Consider the following 17,303-nt stretch of genomic DNA (forward strand, 5'->3'; position numbering starts at 1 on the left):
CTCGAGGGCCTGCGGCGACTGTTCCTCAGTGCTGGCGCACTGGTGGATTCTGCCGAGTCAATAAAGGGATTCGAAGCAATTCTCGCCGACGATAGCCGAGCACCCGACATCATTGTCACCGATATCCGGCTGCGCGACGGGCCGACTGGCATTGAGGTTGCCGAACGGATAAGGCAGCATTTCGCTTGGGCGGGCGTGCTTCCCGTCGCATTCATCACTGGCGAACTGGTGTCTCCGCGCGCACTTCGCGATTTCGCCGAGCCGTTCGTGCTGTTGCGGAAGTCTTCCGCGCCGGAAAGCACGCTCGCTGAGGTCAGTCGGTTCGTTGCTGCCCAACGGCCGACGGGCCTCGATCATGTGCGGGATCCGTGACTGGCGGGGCGCCGAGTTTGATCCCTTTATCCGCCAGCATGACGATGAGTTCCGTACGGCGCCGCAGATTGAAGTGCGCGAGCAAATGACTGACGTATTTTCGTACCGTAATGTCTTCGAGCCCCATTCTCAGCGCAATCGCCTTGGACGGAAGCCCGCGCACCAGCCACGCCAACGTTTCGAACTCTCTCGGAGTGAGTCCCAGCTCGGATGCGCTGCTCATTTCCGAATTACCGCCCGGCTGTGCGTTCCCAGGCCCACTTACCGGAGCTTCGTCCGTGCCCATGTCACGCCTGAGCCTTGCGATGCTGGCGGCGGGCAGGAACACGCCCCCGGCAAGCACTGCGCTGATCGCTGCATGAAGTGCTTCAGGAGGTGACGACTTGGGTACGTATCCCATGGCGCGAAGTTCGATGCACCGACTGATGGTTTCCGCGCTCTCATCGGCCGATATCACGATCACCGGTAACGACGGGCGCAACTCCTTCAGTTTGGCAAGCGCGCTGCAACCGTGGCCATCGGGAAGATCGAGATCGAGAAATACGATATTCAGGAGTTCGCCAAGCGCATGCTTCACGCCTTGAGACAACGTACTCGCGTGCAGCAACTCGATGTTCGGAAAGAACTCTCTCAGCAGCAGCGCCAATCCGGCTCTGAACAACTCGTGATCATCGACGATCAGTACGCGCATCTCATCGTCTCCCAGGACCGCTTTCGAAGCGAGCTGCAATTACACAGCTGATGATGCTACATCCGTAGCAGTCGTCCGCTGTGTTCAACACGCATAGTACACGCAGGTCCCCTATGCCACGGACGGCGGCGGCTGACCCATGTGGCGTTGGCCCCGCACCGGCGTACGCCTTGATCTTCAGATCGCCGCCGCCGAGAACCGCATCCTGTTCGACGGTAGGCTTGAACGAATGGGGCATGGAATGTGATGCTTTGCGAAGATATCCGAAGTGTGCTGGAAAATCGCCTACGCAATTTCGACCCTCTCCAGTCATTGGATATGTAGCGAGGTCCAAAGCGGCTTCTGAGGTCCAGCGGTCGTTCGCGCGACGCCGATCACAATTAGACTTGCAAACGCACGCGCCGATTCGAATTTTGTAGGGACAACCATTAATCTTTTCTGGATACGTGGCCGGCAGGAGGCCCTATTCGGTACTCGTGTGCCATTTGCAGCGCTCTATTTTCTGTGGCAGTCTCAGCGAAGGCGGCGGTCTGCTTATCGAAGTCCAACACAGTAACTGTGAGAGAAAAAAATCGAAGTCAAAATGGATCTGGACACTTCGCGAGATCAAGATTCACCTTCCGTTGCGCGGCAACGAACCGGCTGATATCGGCCAGCAAGTCTTCCGGTGCCGAGGACTTGCGCAGTAGCACGAACGGCTCCAGAAAGTCGCGAAACACCCGAACGGACAGCAACTCGCCGGTGATAAAAGCGACGGGAATAACGCCCGCTCACGCGAAGTGGCGCCTAATCCGATCGGCAACCTCCTTGCCGGAGGCTCCATCGTGCAGCCGGATATCGGTGATGATGAGATCGGGAATGCGGCTGTCATCAGCAAGAATGGCGTCAAACCCAGCCATCGACTCGGCGGCCTGCACTGTTCATGCGACGGCAGGTCCACGATCTGCAGCATTCTCAGGGTGGCGAACCAGGCGCTGAGCGTCCACATGCTGAGCAGCCCGACTGCCCAGCGTTCGTCGAGAGCGCGCGGGGTCCACAACAGGACGGGCACGCCCATGCCGATCGCCGCGGCGGTTCTTACGAAAATGAGTTCGTTGTGGTGCACATAGACCGGATCGAGTATGTCAAGCCGCCCGAAATCACGGAGGGAAAATACGATCCAACCCGGCGAAGATTGAGATGGCGAGTCTTCAGTGTCCAAAGAAGCACTGCGCGAAGTCCATCCGGAACGCCCGTTCCTGAGCCGCCGATCTGAACCTGCGCACCCAGAGGTCCGATGATCTCATGACGATGCTCGATCAGGAATGTCGCCGTCCGCGGATAGGGCAGCCTGACATCCAACCAGAATAGCAGGACGCCATTCGATTCCGAATGCACAAATGAAGCTGTACGAATGTACCTGTCTGCTTCCGAATTCCTACATCTTTCGCAGCTCGATTTCGGGCGCTCGCCCACGGGCGTGCTACATATGTCGCCGGCATTGCGTATCCGTCGCCTACGCATGTGCCTTGCGTCGGCGTTTCGCCTGACCGAGAATGTATGATAGCAACGCCGAAATGGCATTCGTCAAGCGCGCCCAGATCGGTTTATCATCGCCCCGGACGCAATTCTAGTTTCACGTTAGTAAGATATACGAACTGATTTCAGTCAAGTTGGGCGGGCTGGCCGAAAACGCGCAGAGCATCCCCCACGCTGCGACGTTTTGGAAACGGAAACGTCTGAAACTCGATAGAAGCTGAAACTGGGAAAGTCTTTAATCTTTTAGCTGGCAATGACTGCAAGACAGGTTCAATACGGAAAAAGGTGGCCATTCCAAACCTCACAGATCCGGGGAGCCTGTGTGTGAAGGGAGCAGCTTTGCAAATTTTGAGAAGAGGAAATTATGCTGGATCCCCGCGCGACGAATGTTTCCAATTTTAGCGAGTAATGAAATGACATCTGTCCATGAACTTCTTCCCCAAGGAAGCTCCCGTAGGGAGCGCTCTGTTCAACAAGTTTCGCAGGCGTCGGCTGATGGATTAGGTTTCGCTTACCCCGCCACCCAAGTCGGCGCAACCGGCAATATCACGGTCTATTACGACCCGGCGCTCGGCCCCCCCGGATTGTCATTAGCCCAGCAGTTTCTCTCGGCTGCGCTGGGGCCTTACAACGACATGGAAAGCTTCTTCGGTACCAGTGGTGGTCAGTGCAACGTTATCATCGCGCCGTTGAGCGGAAATAATGATGGATCGGGCGGCGCATTCCACTACGGCTGCGATTTCAGTTCGGGTGGAGCTCTATATCTCGACGCTACCTTTGCGAACAACGGGGTTAACCCGCTGAACCTTGAGGTCGGCCTGTATGTGGCCGAGCTGAGTGAGTGCTTCATGGGTCTGCAAAACCGAGGATGGGGCTGCGGTTTCAGCAATGGCGAGGGACTTTCGCGCTTTTGCGCTGAATATGAAACGCCGCTGGACACTTTGGATGCTTTCGCTACCGGCCCCGCCTGGGCGCAGGCCGGTTTCCCTGACTGGGTAACCAATACGGAGCAAACCGATAGAAACGCCATTTCTACTGGGTGCGCCATTGTCTATATCTACTGGATGCGTTCGCTTGGTTTCAGCGTCCCGCAGATCGTGCAAGCGGGTGGCGCAACGCTCGCCGCTAACTACAGCGCTCTGACCGGAAAGAACACTGCATACCAGGATCTTCGCGCCGCGCTGGAGGGCTTTTCTGTCACAAGCGACAACCCCTTTCTACGGCTCGGCATGTCCACAGCGATGGGTCCGGCATCGGCTGGACGCACGGGGAATCTCTTCATCTTCACGGTCGCTTCCACCAACGGCAGAATTCTCTTCAATCAAATCGCGCCTGGCGGTGATTGGGTCGGCGTGCAGGAGCTCCCCGGCGGCTTTGTCACCGACGCGCCCGTTGCTGCCGGTATGCAGGGGACTACTCTCTTCGTCTTCGCCAAGGACACCCAAGGCCAGTTGCACTTCACGCGGGCGCCCCAAGGCGGCGCTTTCACCCCGTGGGAAGCAGTGCCGGGAATGATAAAAACATCGCTGGCGCCAGCTTCCGCGGGCCGCACCGGGAACCTCTTCGTCTTTGCCGTCGAATCCAGTGGCCAGATCGCCTTCGACCAGATCGCGCCCGGTGGCAATTTCGTCGGCTGGCAAACGATGCCTGGCGGTATGACTACGGCCACTGCAGTCGCCGCAGGTATGCAGGGGGATACTTTGTTCGTCTTCGCGAAGGACAATGTCGGCCAATTGCACTTCACAAAGGCTCCTCAGGGAGGCGCCTTTGCCGCGTGGCAGGGCGTGCCCGGCGGACTGATCACCCCTGCTGCCCCGGCGTCGGCTGGCCGCGCAGGTAATTTGTTCATTTTCGCCGAGAAGAACGACGGCAGCATCGCCTTCAACCAGATCGGTCCGGGTGGCCCATTTATCGGCTGGCAATCAATGCCTAGTGGTGTTATCACCGATGCTCCCGTCGCTGCCGGAATGCAGGGAACGACCTTATTCGTCTTCGCCAAAGACAAGCAGGGGGTCGTGCACTTCGTTGAGGCGCAAGCTGGCGGTGCCTTTAGCGCGTGGCGGATATAACGTGAGTTGCGCGCGGCCGGCTGTTCAAACGTAAGCGGCTCGGCAGGGCCGGTCCCCGATTCGCGCGCGCGTGGGGCATGATGTGAGAGCGCTGGGGAGGTCCGGGTAGATCATGTGAAGATCGTTCCATGGTCGTGGACACGATCGATCTGGATCTGCCCGGTCAAACCGTGGGCGTGGGCGGAGTAGCCGGCTTCAGTTTGTCGGCCACGTTCCAGGGAAGCAGTTCGTCGATGCAGTTGACCTTGTGGTCCGCAATATGAGTGAGCACGTATTCGAGGTAGGCACGTGGGTTGATTTCGTTGAGTTTGCACGTACCGATGAGACTGTACATCGCCGCCGCGCGCTCACCGCCGCTGTCGGAGCCAACGAACAAATAGTTTTTTCTCAATGTACATAATGACATTGGAGAAACAACTGGCTGTTTGCCGGCTCACTTCGTGCAGGTCAGCGTGCAGCCGCGATCATGAGTCTCATCCGGTCAGCGCAACTCAACGGCCACGAGCCGCATGCGTACCTCAAGGACGTTCTGACACGCCTGCCGACACATCGTCACAGTGAAATCGCCTCGCTGCTGCCACATCGCTGGAAACCACCCGCGATGAACTAAGCTCGCGCGTCAAGATGGGATGGCTGGTCGCTTACGGCGAGCCAACTCCAGGAGACGCCAGAGCAAGCGCGTGCGCCGGCGAACAACGCGGCGGGTGAATCAACGGCTGCCTGATTGCTCCTTTGAGCGAGGGGGTGCCCGTTGATTGGTGAGCGGTCCTGTTTTATCAGGGCGCGCGTCAGACCGAAAGGCACCATCTATTTCTTGAGCTCGCTTCGGTGTTCGGTATTGTCATCTGGTAACGAAGAAACCGCTAATCCGTCAGCGCCTCGTGGATGCGCCGCGCTACATCGGCATCGTCAAGATACCCTGCAATCCCATGACGATTTTCGGTCGTGTTATCCACATCACATTTGTTTTCGATCGACGGGGTAGTGGGATCTAGTGGAAAGCTGTCGGCATCGAGCGGATACAGAGCGATCACGTCGCGCTCGTCGAGGGCGTTGAACCACTTCGAGACGCCTTCGGGGCATCGAGCCGTAGCGAGGTTGCGCAGCGTCCTGCGGATTTCCGTCACAGCGAGCGGCGACCCGAGAGTCACAAAAAGCGGAATCTTCCAGCCACGAGCCTGTGCATTATGACGCAGCACGTTGTACGCTACGACCGTGCCCAGCGAATGCGACACCACTACCGCTTCCACGCCGGGCGTCATCGCGGCGCCGACGCCGGTATCGATCATGCCGCGGACACTCGCATTCTTGAGGTATACGTACACATCATGCGCAAAGAGTGCAATGCTGGAGCCGCTTCCGAAGGGGACGTGCCGGTCGACTGCCTGTAGCATTGCCTGGAACCATTCCCTGTTCTGCGGCCCCCGATCGACGACCTCCTGCCCCGCAATAGCGGCGAGTTCCGCCTCTGTGATTTTGGCCTTTTTGCGCATCTCCTCCAAGATGGCGCGCGTGAAGCGCTTCTCATCGGCGTCGGCCTTCGTGCCGCGGATCACGACCTCCGACGCAGCGGCGGCCGACTCTCCCTGCACGAGTTCGTAGAGCGTGTCACCATAATAGGGAAACCGAATGTTTGCATCGCTGATCGGAAGCGTGAGTCCGTTCTTGGCGAGACCTCGCTTAAACGACTTCACCCACTCGGCCTTGAGTGCGACGGAATCTTTCATCTGCTGGGAACGGCCATGCAAGAAAACGAGTTGCCGGGTCATCTGATCTCCCTACTTGCGAGGGCGTCTTTTAGTTTCTCTAGTCCCGCGTAACTGAATGTGGTCCAAACCGAGTCGCGCATCGAACCTTCGATGCCGTCAAGCGCCGGATGCAGCTTCACGCGATTCGCGCGCAGGAGTGCCCAGCCCTGCGAAAGTAGCGGAAAGCAGGGTGCGATCATGTTGTCATGGGTGACAGTCTTGTCGACCAGCGAGCGGCGTAGCAACTCGATGTCGAAGAGGGAAGCGCCGATGTCGCCGCGCAGGTACGCTGACATCTGATCGATTCGATGGATCATCTGCAGATCGTGATACGCATAGGCCGCGTATATCGCAAGCGTCGGATCGAGCCCTTTCGCATATTGCATCCTCTGCGCGAAGAGCGCTGCATCCGCCTGATCGAGGCGGAAACGGCCGTGGAGTGACGCCGCCGCGGCCACCGCCCGCAGCGAGCGCACGTGCGGGGCGTGAGCCCTGTACTCCTCCCACCGCCAACTGTTGGCCGAGGGTTCGTAGGCGACGTCGATGACTTCGCCGTTCTCGCATGAGATTGCGGCAACGAAACCTTCGATCAACGGAACGGCCATCCCGAAGCCGCCGTCAAACCGCAGAAGCGCGGTCGCGACCGGTCCTTCCATCAATTCCACGCGGACAATATCGCTCTGGTCGCCGAGCACGGTCGCTCTGGCTCGGGGGGCGAAGACTTCGGCAATGTGCACGCCTCGCGTTTTGATGCCGCACTGTGTCTCGAAGTGATCCGGGCCGAACGGCCTGGCGACGCGCTCCGCCGTGTCGACCAGGTGCACGACCTCGGGTTTAGCGTCAACTCGCGCTTCTTCCATCTGATCTGTCAAGAGAGATTGTTCGCCCTGCGTCGCCGAGTGAACGAGTTGCCGCGCAACTGAACGCACGGATTTCGGCGGGCCCTTAGAAGTAAGGTCGAAGCCGCGAACGACTCGTCGCCGGCGCCCAGTCGACACCGAGGCGTCGAGGCGCGAAAGCCACGGCCCGTCTGACGTGATGATTGCATCGGGCTCCTGGTTGACCTTGAACTGGAGATTAAGCTCCTGCACGCGCTTCGGAATCTCCACTTCGAGGTGTTTCGCGAGCCTGCGCGGCCGCAGGTAGCGCGCTGTGTCGCCCTGCTCGCCGAAATCGAGGAGCTGGGGATGCTTGCCCTGCAATGCTGCCAGCAGAGTGTTCGTGTAAAGCGCGGAGAAGTTGCCTGCCAGCACGGCAGGGTCCTTTATTTCGCTCGCAACGCGACCGAGTACACATGCGAAGAACTGGTCGACCGGTTTCGCCCGGCTCGCGTCGCCCTCGTTCGGAAATATGTCGACGCCGCTCACGTTCTGCGCCTGAATGCCCTCAGGAGCGACGCGGCACGCATCCGAAATCAGAACGACGTGACCGACACCGCAATAGCGTGCTAGTTCGACGCTCGATGACACGTCGACAGCCGCGTTCGATCTGGTAGGAGCGTCCGTCAGCAGCCAGTGCTCGCTGCGCCGGAGGCGAACGCCGTGGCCTGCAAAGTAGACAATAAGCTGATCGACGCCCGCGCCGGAAAGAATCTGCTCGATGGCGTCGTAGATGCGGTCCGGCGTGACTTTGTGGCGATTGGCGTCGGTGATGAGCTTGGCGTGGGTCTCGTCCGCGAAGCCTTGCTGGAGCGCCCAAGCGTGCATGCGCGCCGCGCCCGTCGCAGCGTCGTTCAACGGTTGCAGATCGCCAGACTGGTCGACGCCGATGAATATGCCCGCCCTCGCCATGTCCGGTTCCCCCGAAAACCATCGCCTGTCCTATATTAGGATAGCGCGACCTAGGAGACGGAAATATTCGGTGCGGGATTTCGCGGAGATTCATGTTGGCGCGCCTGCGCTCGTCTCACGGCTTGCTACCGATAGCACCACACGGCTACTGGCCAGGTCGTCATGCTGGGCGTGAAACGCCTTGTGGCGCGAGCGGCGTCGAGACGATGCTTTCGCCGCCTGCGGACGGCGCGTCGCGCACGTTATCGGTCAATCCCCGAGCGTCACCTTGACGCCGCACAATTCAAATCCAGAAGCGGTCTCCAAAACGCCCCTCCTCGCGCAGCGTATGGGAGATGACACGCTGAAGCATTGGCAGCCAGGGCTTGAGGAAATCCATGCCGAGACTCACAGTGTCGAACCGCCGCTGCGCGTATTCGATTGACGCCTGTCGGAACGGTGTCGTGCAGGGTGTGAAATAGAGCGTGTCTGGTTCGTCCGCCGCGAGAAAGGAAAGTACTTCGGTATGCGCGTCGTCTGCCACTGCCGAGCGCGCCTGAAAATAACCGAAATGCAGGGCGGCGCCTCGTTTTCCGTGTCGATCAATAAGTTCTATCGGATCGTCGTCGATCAGCACGGCCAATCTCTTTACTGGCGTGGCGGCCGATGATAACCACGAAACGACCCAATTCGCCTCTCTCAGCACACTCAACGTAATAACCGCAAACACTGTCACCCCCTGTCCGGTAAGGCGCTCTATTACAGGCGGAGCCTCGCTGGGACCGAGCGAAAAGAGTTCAACCCGCGGTTCCATGTCCGGCGGTGCCCAACGCCGGCGCAGGCAAGCAATGACGTCATCGATGCCCTGGTTCAAGAGGTCCGCGCCGTCGAGGGGGTCATAGAGCATCCGGGCCTTACCGAGCGGCATGGCGATGAACTGGACGTATTGCTGCCCGTCGGCGCTCAGAACGAAAAGGTCGGGCGTCGATGGTTGATGGGTCGCGAGGCTCGCGATTGTAGCGGGCAGTGGATTTTCCATGAGGATCAATTGTTCCTGACGGAAGTCCATGAGCAGCGAATGCTCATCATCTGCTTCCGAAGCAGGGGTTCGGAATTGCGTCTTCAGCCTGTCGCCCGCAAATGCCTCTACTTTCGTAATCAGTGCGCCGATCCCGATCTTCTGGTCGCCGAATCCAGGCGCTTTGCCTGTGTCCCGCGTGAGAATTTCGGCGAACTCCACGAACGCAGCCTCGCTGGCCGTTGCCATGACGCTGGTTTTCGCGGTTTGCCAAATCCGCCGCTCTGTCGCAGCGTCTATATCCGGGCGTGCAACCGAGGCGTAAGGCTCTCCTGCTTCGCGCAGCGCCGCATGCATGGCGGCGATCGCGCGATCGACGAAGGGACGCGTCATGAGCCGCGCGAAGCGCCGGTCAGGCGCACCGACCGCATCGACGTCAATGTCAGGCCAAGTTTCGCATGGACCCGCGAGCAATGGCTCATAGATTGGGGTCTGGATGGCTACGCGCGCGCACGAGGTTAGCGCCATCACCGAAAGCACGGGTTGCGACCCATGAGGAAACACGTTCAGGAACGACCGGAGGAAGGCCTGGTACGACGGATAGTTTCGCAGGATCTCTTCGTCGAAGACGGCGCCGGTAGCGGCCGAGATCCCGGTGACAGTCGCGTAGGTCTCGTGAGTGATAAGCGCGACATCGATCATGCGCTCGACAAGCGCGTTAAAGCGCTCATAGCCAGCGGTGGCGAGCGAACCTGCTAGCAACATGGCATTTCCGTGACACGTGCTTGCATTCAGAAAACCGTGGAAGCTCTCGTGCCACGAGACCATACGTGCTTCCGGCGATCCACGGGCGGTGCCCAGAAACACATGACGCTCGCTCGTAAGCGCGTCATAGATCCCGTCGCCGGTCTTCTCGGCTCCGGATTGTCGCAACACGCCTGCAAGGAGCCGCGCACGGCGTTCGCGCTTTCGCAATGAGGAAGACACTACCTTTCTCCGATAAGCGAAGCATCTCGCCGAGCTTTGATGGCAGAACGCCTTCCAGCAATGTCCAATTTCGTCCCACCCTGATCAACTGAAACTAAGTTAGGGACCCTTTGGCGCCTTGCAGCAAGGCTTCGATCATATGTCATTGACCGAACAGCATCCATGCCGCCCAATGACAGGCGTCCGCGTAGGGGCGTAAATTCAGATTCAGCACTGCATCGCCGCCCGCGGACTTGGTATTGTTCTCGCCGGGAAAATCTCCTTGGAAAGTGCGTAGTCGTCGACTGCGAGGCGTTGGACTGACAAACAGTTCGCGAGCCTGTTCGTCGGAGAGAAACTGTTCTTGGATCAGCGTACCGACGGTGACAGTTCGTATCCAACGACGCGTCTCGGCCAGCGCACGAGCTGGCGATACCGGCTGAGTATTGAACGCGCCGAGATAGTGGCGATAAAACGCATCAGCGAATACGCGGGCTGCGTCGTCGAAGACGGTCCATTGGGCGGCAATTACAGCGACGGCGCCAAGCTGAAGGAACGCGGCGGGTAATCCCATGAATTCGTCGCTATCCAGCGATCGACCCGTCATGCCGCCTTCGCAGCAAGACAGGAAAACGAGACGCACCGGGAAATGGTCGAAACCCGCGGCCCATAGGCGCGTCAACGTCAACCGCTCTCCGTGCGCGAGCATCAAACCGGATTGGGCGGCATCATCGGGATCGTAAGCGCCATGGCAACAGACGTGCACATGGGTGCTCTCGTGCATCGCGTTTAACGCGTTGAGTGCGGTCAAATCCTCGTCGCAAAGTTCGTCCAGATCAGGTTCCAGGCGCCTCAATGCTGTCGCTTCCTCACGCGTAAAAGGAAGAAACGAGGGAGCACCTCCTGCCGGGCTATGCAGGCACACCATGCTTCGGACATTATTGCGTGCAGGCTCAACTGATCGGACGGCGAGCGTATTCGGGACAATACTGACATCCCACTGGACGGAGTCGCCCGCTTCATTGAACGCTGCCGACAGCGGTAGCAGGGCGAGCTGTCCGGGCGGGCAAATCAGCAGCGGCGCACCAGGCTCCAAGTGGAGTTCTAACAGTGCATCCCTAATGGGCTTGAAAACGACGTTCCAGAGCGTGCTCAACCCATCTTCAATGACACGAGACCATTCGAGTATGCCCGCCTGCATCGATTCGCCGCTCGTGACTGACGCTTGTAGAAAGCGCTCATAGGCGCTCAGCCAGGAAGATTTGTCGTCATCTCCGTAAATAAGCCGGCGGATGCTCTGCCAAGCAGTTTGTGGAAGTTGCACGAGGATGGGACTGGTCGACAAGCGGGTCCAGACGAGTGCCATCGAGCCAGATGCCGTGAAACTGAGCTGAACTAGGGCCCCGTTCATCGGTGCTGCATCAGCGATGCTCTGTGCAAGGCGCGGTTTTGAGCCTAGATCAAGTCCGTGTTTACGGCGCGACTCTAAGTAGTCTTCCCAGGCGCGGCGGACCTGCGTGTCATGCGTTCTACGAAGAGCCTGGGTCAGGCAGCTTCGAGTACTGCCGATCTCAGCCAGAGCATTGGCAGAGAGCATGCCATCCGTTTCCGCACGCCGCTCCAGTGCGGCTGCCAAGTGCTGGCCGCGAGCGTTGTCGAGCGCGGCCCCTGCCTCGGCAAGCCTGCCGAGACGCGTAAGGCAAAGAGCGTGTCGCTCGGGAATTCCAAGGATCTCCAGCGGAGCTTGAAAAAGCACGCCCGCAGTTAGGCGCGGATCGGACCGTGCATAATGCGCTGCGCGGTTAATATCTTCGGCAGCTGCAGCAGCGTCCGCCAGTGCGTTCCCACGATAGTGGAGCTCGAATAGCCCCTTGGCGACCTGAATATACAGGCCGGGTGCCCGCTCGATGGTGATGCTGTGTAGCGCCGTCTGAAAGTATTGCTCAGCCTCGCCCGCGCGCTCGTGCGATCCCGTTAGGAGCGCAACGTGCAGCGAGTAGTAGCCCAGATCCGCAAGTATTCGGTCTCGCCGGGCATCAGGCTTTCCCTCACCGGCCGGGCACAAAAGCAGGGCGTCTCGCAGATGCCTGATCGCGGATTCCACAAGCTTTGACGAGTCTTTGCTATTTCCGCGGTTGAACTGCGTCTGACCAAGTAGGTGGAGCAATTCTAGGCGGCGCCTCGGCAAATGCGCAAAGACGCCCAGCAGTCGTGCGAGCTCCAATTCGGTACGTCGAAGCTGGCGTGCGTCATTGGAAAGTTTTGCATATTCGAATCGGGCCATGACTTGCACGATCCGGAGCATCTCTGCATGGTGTGTCCTGGGTTTGCTTTTCAGGGCGAGTGCGAGGTTATCGAGCAATTTGGAATAGACTCGAGCACTGCGATTCTGGCCGGCGTTTCTGAGTAACGCGATAGCAAGGTTTTGATGGAGATGTGCCCTGGTGTCGTCATCAATGTCCGGGAGAAGGATCAGCTTCTGCAAATCGAGTACTGCGCGCTCCACCAGTTGTCGGTCTCCCGTCGTGGTGCCAATTGTCATTTTGATGAGGGCGCGCGCACTTCCCACTCGTGGCTGGTCTATTAGTCCGGGTGCGCCGGAGTCCAAGATTCCTTCCGATTTTCGGAGAATTTCCACGTCGCCGCTTTGTTCGCCGACCCGAAACAGGGCGAGGGCGAGGCTGACGGATATGTCCGCTCGCTGGTCAACGGGCGCGCCGTCTAGAGCGGAGGTCAGATCGTCTACGGAGCTACGCAGCGCCACCATGTCACCGGATTGTTCGAACACTCGTGCGTAGGCAGCGCCACGAACCTCCAGAAGCTTCCAAGCCCCCTGTTTGTCAACATTGAACGGCCCTTTAAGCGCGGCGCCGCAGTAGGCGATCAAATCTGCAACGCAATCAGACGCTTCACTCGCTATGCATTCAGCCAATTTGGATACTGCGAGTTGAATCAAGTCCAACCGTGAGTTTTCCCCATAGCTTGCGTCGACGCCTGACAACGCGGAACGAGCCCAGTCTGAAAGATGGTCGGCCATGGTGAGAGTGCGCGATCTTAGGAGCAGTTGTAGGAGAATGATGCCTTGAAAATGGCGAATAGTGAGTGGACGGTAATGGCCCAGCCATGAAATATTGGCACTGAAAGTCATCTTCGCACCATTAACGACCGTCGCCGCTGGCGATCAATGCATTTTCACAGACCCTAGGCCGGCTACGGAGGGGGACACTTCAGAGCGCCGTCATCCGCAGCGACAAAAGCATGAGTTACCGCACTGGAGCCGCGGTTCCCTTCGACCAATTCGGGGCCCCAGCAACTTCAGAGCACGCCCTTTCGCCGTTTGCCCGCCTCTTCGTACACCGTGCTCGCTCGGAGTCACGCAGCGCAAGCAGCTCCCTGCCGACCTGAGACGGGTCGTGCGTCTTCGCGTTTGCGGCACGCTGGCGGGTACGATTGCAGAGACTTTCTACGGCGAAAGCGAGTTTGATGTCTGTGACGCCGAGGGATGGCTGGACCGAGAGAGCGACGTCGAAATAGCGCAGGGTCTCGCTGGGCTGCTACGGTACCGCAGCGAATTTGAGCATGCGTGTGAGGTCGTGAGCGAAGCATTGCGACGGCCGGAAGTCTGGAGTCGAGTGGTCGCGCTGGCAGATGAACTGGAGCGGACGGGCAACATGTCGCCGGATGCAATCGCCGAGTTTCTCCCGACGCCGGATTTCGACTGGCCGCCGTCTGCCGCTACCAGATGGCGCGGTCGCAATCGACTCGAGCCGTGATATGCGACTTGGCGCTCCCACCGGTCGGTTGATCGGCGAGGGCGCCAATCACAGCGGTAGAACTTGCGAGGTTGTGGTGGGCATGACACTGAATCGCCATCAAGCTCCACCACGCCGTCGCGATTTCTATCGGGCTACTCGGAATATCTTGTGGAAGGATGTAAGGAAAATCAGAAAAGACGGCGGCATGCTGCAAGGGCTTGGCTATACTTGCCATGCCCTCGAATTTTCGCAAGCTCTACCGTTGTGATGTGTTGCCCTCACCGATGAATGGCGGCAAACACGCACGTGTCCGTGCGTTGTTGAAAACATGGCGGCGTATCGCAGTGCTGCACGGCTGCGAACAATGGCGAACGTTCTATCAGCGCGGCGTCTTGGATGCACGGCTCAAAACTCGTACCGGCTACGACCAGGTCGGCACCTCATTCGGCCAAATGATACGGAGTCAGGTGGTGGGAGTACTCGATTCGTTCCTGTCGAACCGTCAGAACGAGTTTCGCGACCTCGTCAATCGTTCTTCACTCGAGCCTTCGGTCAGGCATCAGCTTCACTTCATCAATCGTTGGCGCGCCTGGCAGACGCTGTCTGTGCCGCTGACGATGCGTGATGGCGTCATTATCCCCAACGAGGTGAGACGGCTCGCACGGGTCACGTTCCGCGCCGTGATGAAACGTCATCGCCGACCCGCACTGCACCGTCTGAACATGGTCGTCGACCAACGGATGGTCAGCGTGAGCCCGTCGCATACGGCATCGCATTTCCGATTGTGGGCGCGGCTGTCGACGCTGGAGAAACGAAAGCCGGTCGACCTGCCACTTGAGACGTATCCGTATTTCACGACGCGCGCGGGGACCCGGGCGCTGACCGTGCAGGTCAACCAGCGCAGCGACGGCTTGTTCGGCGTCGGCGTGCTCACCGACGTCACCGATGCCTTCGCGGCGTCGCGCGCCGCCTACCAGCCGCGGTGCGAAGCGCTCGCCCTGACCTCGGACTCAATACGCTGTTCGCGACCGATCAGGGCGACCTGATTGGCCGGCAATGGCGCTCGAAGCTCGAATACTACGACCGGCGCATCACGAGTCTCGCCCAGTATCTTCAGACGCGCGGCCTCAAGCCCAGCCGCCACGCACGGTACCGCAAGTACGTGGCCGCGATGCGCGGTTGGCTCGAGAGCGAGGTCGGCCGTTGCCTGAACCGGCTGGTGGCGGTGCGCGCGCCGGCCGAACTCGTGATTGAGCGGCTCGACTTCCGGGCACCGGGCCTGAGTCGCCAGCTCAACAGGCTGCTCTCGAACATGGGCCGCGGCTTCATCGAAGCCAAGCTCAAGGACCTCGAAGAGCGCTTCGGCATCACATGCAGGAAAGTCATCGCCGCGTAGTCTTCACAGGCTGTTCCAGCTTGCGGATACGTGGATAAGAACAACCGCACCGAACAGGCGAAGTTCAAATGCCTGTGGTGCGGACACCGTCGGCACGCGGATGTCAACGCGGCGCGTAACCTGATTCAGAGACGTTCTCTGGGTGATACAGGTACCTGCCGGGCGTCTCGCGATGCACTCCTCGGCGCGCTGGTAAGCCAGCACGTCGCGCGATACAACAGACCTCGGGGTAGGTCTGCCGACCCGAGATTGTCCAATCCGTACTTCCGGTCCTGGACAGCCTCGGTGAGGTCAATCGAAGATTGCGTGTGACTCATTTTAAACACGTAATTCCGAATACCCTCCGGACTGCCCGCGTATCACCGATGGACTGGAATTCGGCAGTGCGTAACGATTCCAAGAAGAGCGGTGGTTCGCCGTTGCGAGGAAGCGGCGCGAACTTGCCAAGCGCATGGAAAAGTTGGCGACGTTGGTTGGGTACTACGCGAGATTCCGTGCGAATACGTATGCCAGTCGCCAAGGTACACACCACGGCCCGTCGACGTCTCAAAGGTTTCGTAAAGCTGGCAACGTTGCCAGTCGTGGTCGGGTCGGAACCGATGACGCTTGTGCTGAGAGCGCGGCCCAGGTCCGACGATATGCTGCACGACTGGCTCACCGTCTTTTGCGATGTATCCTGTAAAAGCGCCGGCCGTCTCGGTCGGATAGCTTCTGGTCTGGCGCAGCTCCCACCGCAACTGAAGAAAGTCGGCGTATCGACCTCGAAAACTCCTTGCATTCCCGACAGTATTCGGCCCTCCAAAAATCTCCCATTCCATTCGTTAGTTTCTCGACCCGTCATCGTCCTTCAATCGCACTATACAACCTGCGGCGATTGATTGACATCGATCGTCGACGCGCCTTGTACACGGCCCAGCACGGGCGGCGTGTTCTTAGACTCGATACACAGGAATGTCATATGCCAGTAGTTTTCGTTGCACGCAAGGGTTTGTCGAAGTTAGATGGGAAATTTGACGCTGATTTCTGGGCCAAAAGCCTGGACAACGTCGCCGAAGTGATTGGCCATCCAGACTGTCCACGAATCACGGAGGGACTGGAAGTCGGCGGTGCGTACCAATTCCAAGAGGAGCATTTATTCTCGGTTGCGAAGAAAGGCGGCGATTTCGCCAGGTGCATGGAACAGTTGGCGGATATGGTTGGTTATCACTGGCAGATGGCAGGTGCGGATGGCCCCGGCCCATTCCGTGATTTGTTTCGCCATCCGGGTCAGTTCGGAACTATCGGCCCGGTAGCTTCCGCAAGGCTTGCTGCCGATTTTGCGCATTGGGACGAGTGCGCGCGGACACTTGGAAAACGGAGCTTTTACGCTTGGTATACCTTGATGCGGCGAATGTTCGACTACGCGAAGACAGATGGGGGCGTGTGGCTGCAATACGAGTGAGGCGTCGCGTAGGCCGCAAGCGTCCCAGGAAGAGCCGGCCGCTGCAGTGGCGCCGGGAGACAAGAAACAGTGCCCGGCAAGGCGACCTGCGGCGGCGGCACTTGGGTCAAGCCGGATCGCATACTCATTAGTTGGTAAAGATGCTTAAAGAAATGAACGAGATTGATGTGTGTGGTGGAACGGTCGAATCGGGGGCTCTACTACCGCTTTGGGCGCTTGGAGGTAAAGCGCCTGAGCTGGCTGCAATGCGGGACGATACCCCCGTCCTGATGTGCAAGATAGATGCGTCGCTGGCGGATTTCGTGGCGTCGTGTGAGGAAGGAGGGCAACTTTCTTTTGGATGGTTCGAGACTCGCCAACCTCACCTCATCCGTCTGCGTTATCGTGACGTAGAAATCTTCTGGTTAGCGGACCACGCGGACCCGGAGGTCTGGGAGACCGTCTACAAGTGGATGCGTGCTGGACGAGCGCCGATTAGGTTTGAGGTTGCCGGTGAAGCGCAAAAGAGGTTCCTCATCGCTACAGCGGATATGCCGACGGATACTAGCCCTTTTGACGAT

General features: G+C 59.0%; 11 protein-coding genes and 3 pseudogenes. 7 read left to right on the forward strand and 7 right to left on the reverse strand.

Annotation, left to right across the window (positions count from 1 at the left end; all coding sequences use genetic code 11):
- The coding region (locus AWB68_RS29470; protein ID WP_143281979.1) for a response regulator at window positions 1-372 on the forward strand (372 nt) is incomplete at its 5' end.
- On the opposite strand, the gene AWB68_RS29475 is transcribed toward AWB68_RS29470, so the two are convergent.
- Window positions 314-1,063, reverse strand: coding sequence for a response regulator transcription factor (locus AWB68_RS29475; RefSeq protein ID WP_087647854.1), 750 nt, complete (start codon window positions 1,061-1,063; stop codon window positions 314-316). The genes AWB68_RS29470 and AWB68_RS29475 overlap by 59 nt on opposite strands.
- 770 nt (window positions 1,064-1,833) lie before the next feature.
- Complete coding sequence (locus AWB68_RS48385; protein WP_160110088.1) at window positions 1,834-1,980, reverse strand: response regulator; 147 nt, start codon at window positions 1,978-1,980, stop codon at window positions 1,834-1,836.
- A 1,014-nt stretch (window positions 1,981-2,994) separates the two neighbouring features.
- On the opposite strand from AWB68_RS48385, the gene AWB68_RS29485 reads away from it, so the two are divergent.
- Window positions 2,995-4,650, forward strand: a complete 1,656-nt coding sequence (locus AWB68_RS29485; protein ID WP_087647856.1) for a DUF8189 domain-containing protein — start codon at window positions 2,995-2,997, stop codon at window positions 4,648-4,650.
- A 163-nt stretch (window positions 4,651-4,813) separates the two neighbouring features.
- On the opposite strand, the pseudogene AWB68_RS29490 reads toward AWB68_RS29485, so the two are convergent.
- Window positions 4,814-5,038: pseudogene (locus AWB68_RS29490) on the reverse strand (transposase domain-containing protein); the annotation flags it as partial.
- 21 nt (window positions 5,039-5,059) lie between these two features.
- Between AWB68_RS29490 and AWB68_RS29495 the strand changes: the two are divergent.
- Window positions 5,060-5,260, forward strand: a pseudogene (locus AWB68_RS29495) (transposase domain-containing protein); the annotation flags it as partial.
- A gap of 253 nt (window positions 5,261-5,513) precedes the next feature.
- On the opposite strand, the gene AWB68_RS29500 reads toward AWB68_RS29495, so the two are convergent.
- The 4 genes from AWB68_RS29500 to AWB68_RS29515 all read right to left on the reverse strand — a co-directional run bounded on the left by AWB68_RS29500 (window position 5,514) and on the right by AWB68_RS29515 (window position 13,299).
- On the reverse strand, window positions 5,514-6,419 hold the full coding sequence (locus tag AWB68_RS29500; protein WP_087647857.1) for a hypothetical protein: 906 nt from the start codon (window positions 6,417-6,419) through the stop codon (window positions 5,514-5,516).
- Complete coding sequence (locus AWB68_RS29505) at window positions 6,416-8,188, reverse strand: caspase family protein (protein ID WP_087647858.1); 1,773 nt, start codon at window positions 8,186-8,188, stop codon at window positions 6,416-6,418. The genes AWB68_RS29500 and AWB68_RS29505 overlap by 4 nt, the downstream gene beginning before the upstream one ends.
- Window positions 8,189-8,471: 283 nt before the next feature.
- Window positions 8,472-10,172, reverse strand: coding sequence for a hypothetical protein (locus AWB68_RS29510; RefSeq protein WP_125483079.1), 1,701 nt, complete (start codon window positions 10,170-10,172; stop codon window positions 8,472-8,474).
- Between the two features lie 142 nt (window positions 10,173-10,314).
- Entirely contained in the window at window positions 10,315-13,299 is a 2,985-nt protein-coding gene (locus AWB68_RS29515) for a CHAT domain-containing protein (protein ID WP_087647860.1), read from the reverse strand.
- A gap of 891 nt (window positions 13,300-14,190) precedes the next feature.
- Between AWB68_RS29515 and AWB68_RS29525 the strand changes: the two genes are divergently transcribed.
- The 4 genes and pseudogenes from AWB68_RS29525 (at window position 14,191) to AWB68_RS29540 (ending at window position 16,743) form a co-directional block, all read left to right on the forward strand.
- On the forward strand, window positions 14,191-14,952 hold the full coding sequence (locus AWB68_RS29525) for a hypothetical protein (protein WP_160110089.1): 762 nt from the start codon (window positions 14,191-14,193) through the stop codon (window positions 14,950-14,952).
- Window positions 14,889-15,302 carry a hypothetical protein gene (locus AWB68_RS29530; RefSeq protein ID WP_087647863.1) on the forward strand — a complete coding sequence of 138 codons (414 nt, stop codon included), beginning with the start codon at window positions 14,889-14,891 and terminating at the stop codon, window positions 15,300-15,302. The genes AWB68_RS29525 and AWB68_RS29530 overlap by 64 nt, the downstream gene beginning before the upstream one ends.
- A 12-nt stretch (window positions 15,303-15,314) precedes the next feature.
- Window positions 15,315-15,614 (forward strand): annotated as a pseudogene (locus AWB68_RS51545) (zinc ribbon domain-containing protein); the annotation flags it as partial.
- Between the two features lie 646 nt (window positions 15,615-16,260).
- Window positions 16,261-16,743, forward strand: a complete 483-nt coding sequence (locus AWB68_RS29540; protein ID WP_087647864.1) for a hypothetical protein — start codon at window positions 16,261-16,263, stop codon at window positions 16,741-16,743.
- Window positions 16,744-17,303 lie beyond the last annotated feature (560 nt).

The organism is Caballeronia choica, from assembly GCF_001544535.1.
GTDB classification, from domain to species: Bacteria; Pseudomonadota; Gammaproteobacteria; order Burkholderiales; family Burkholderiaceae; genus Caballeronia; species Caballeronia choica.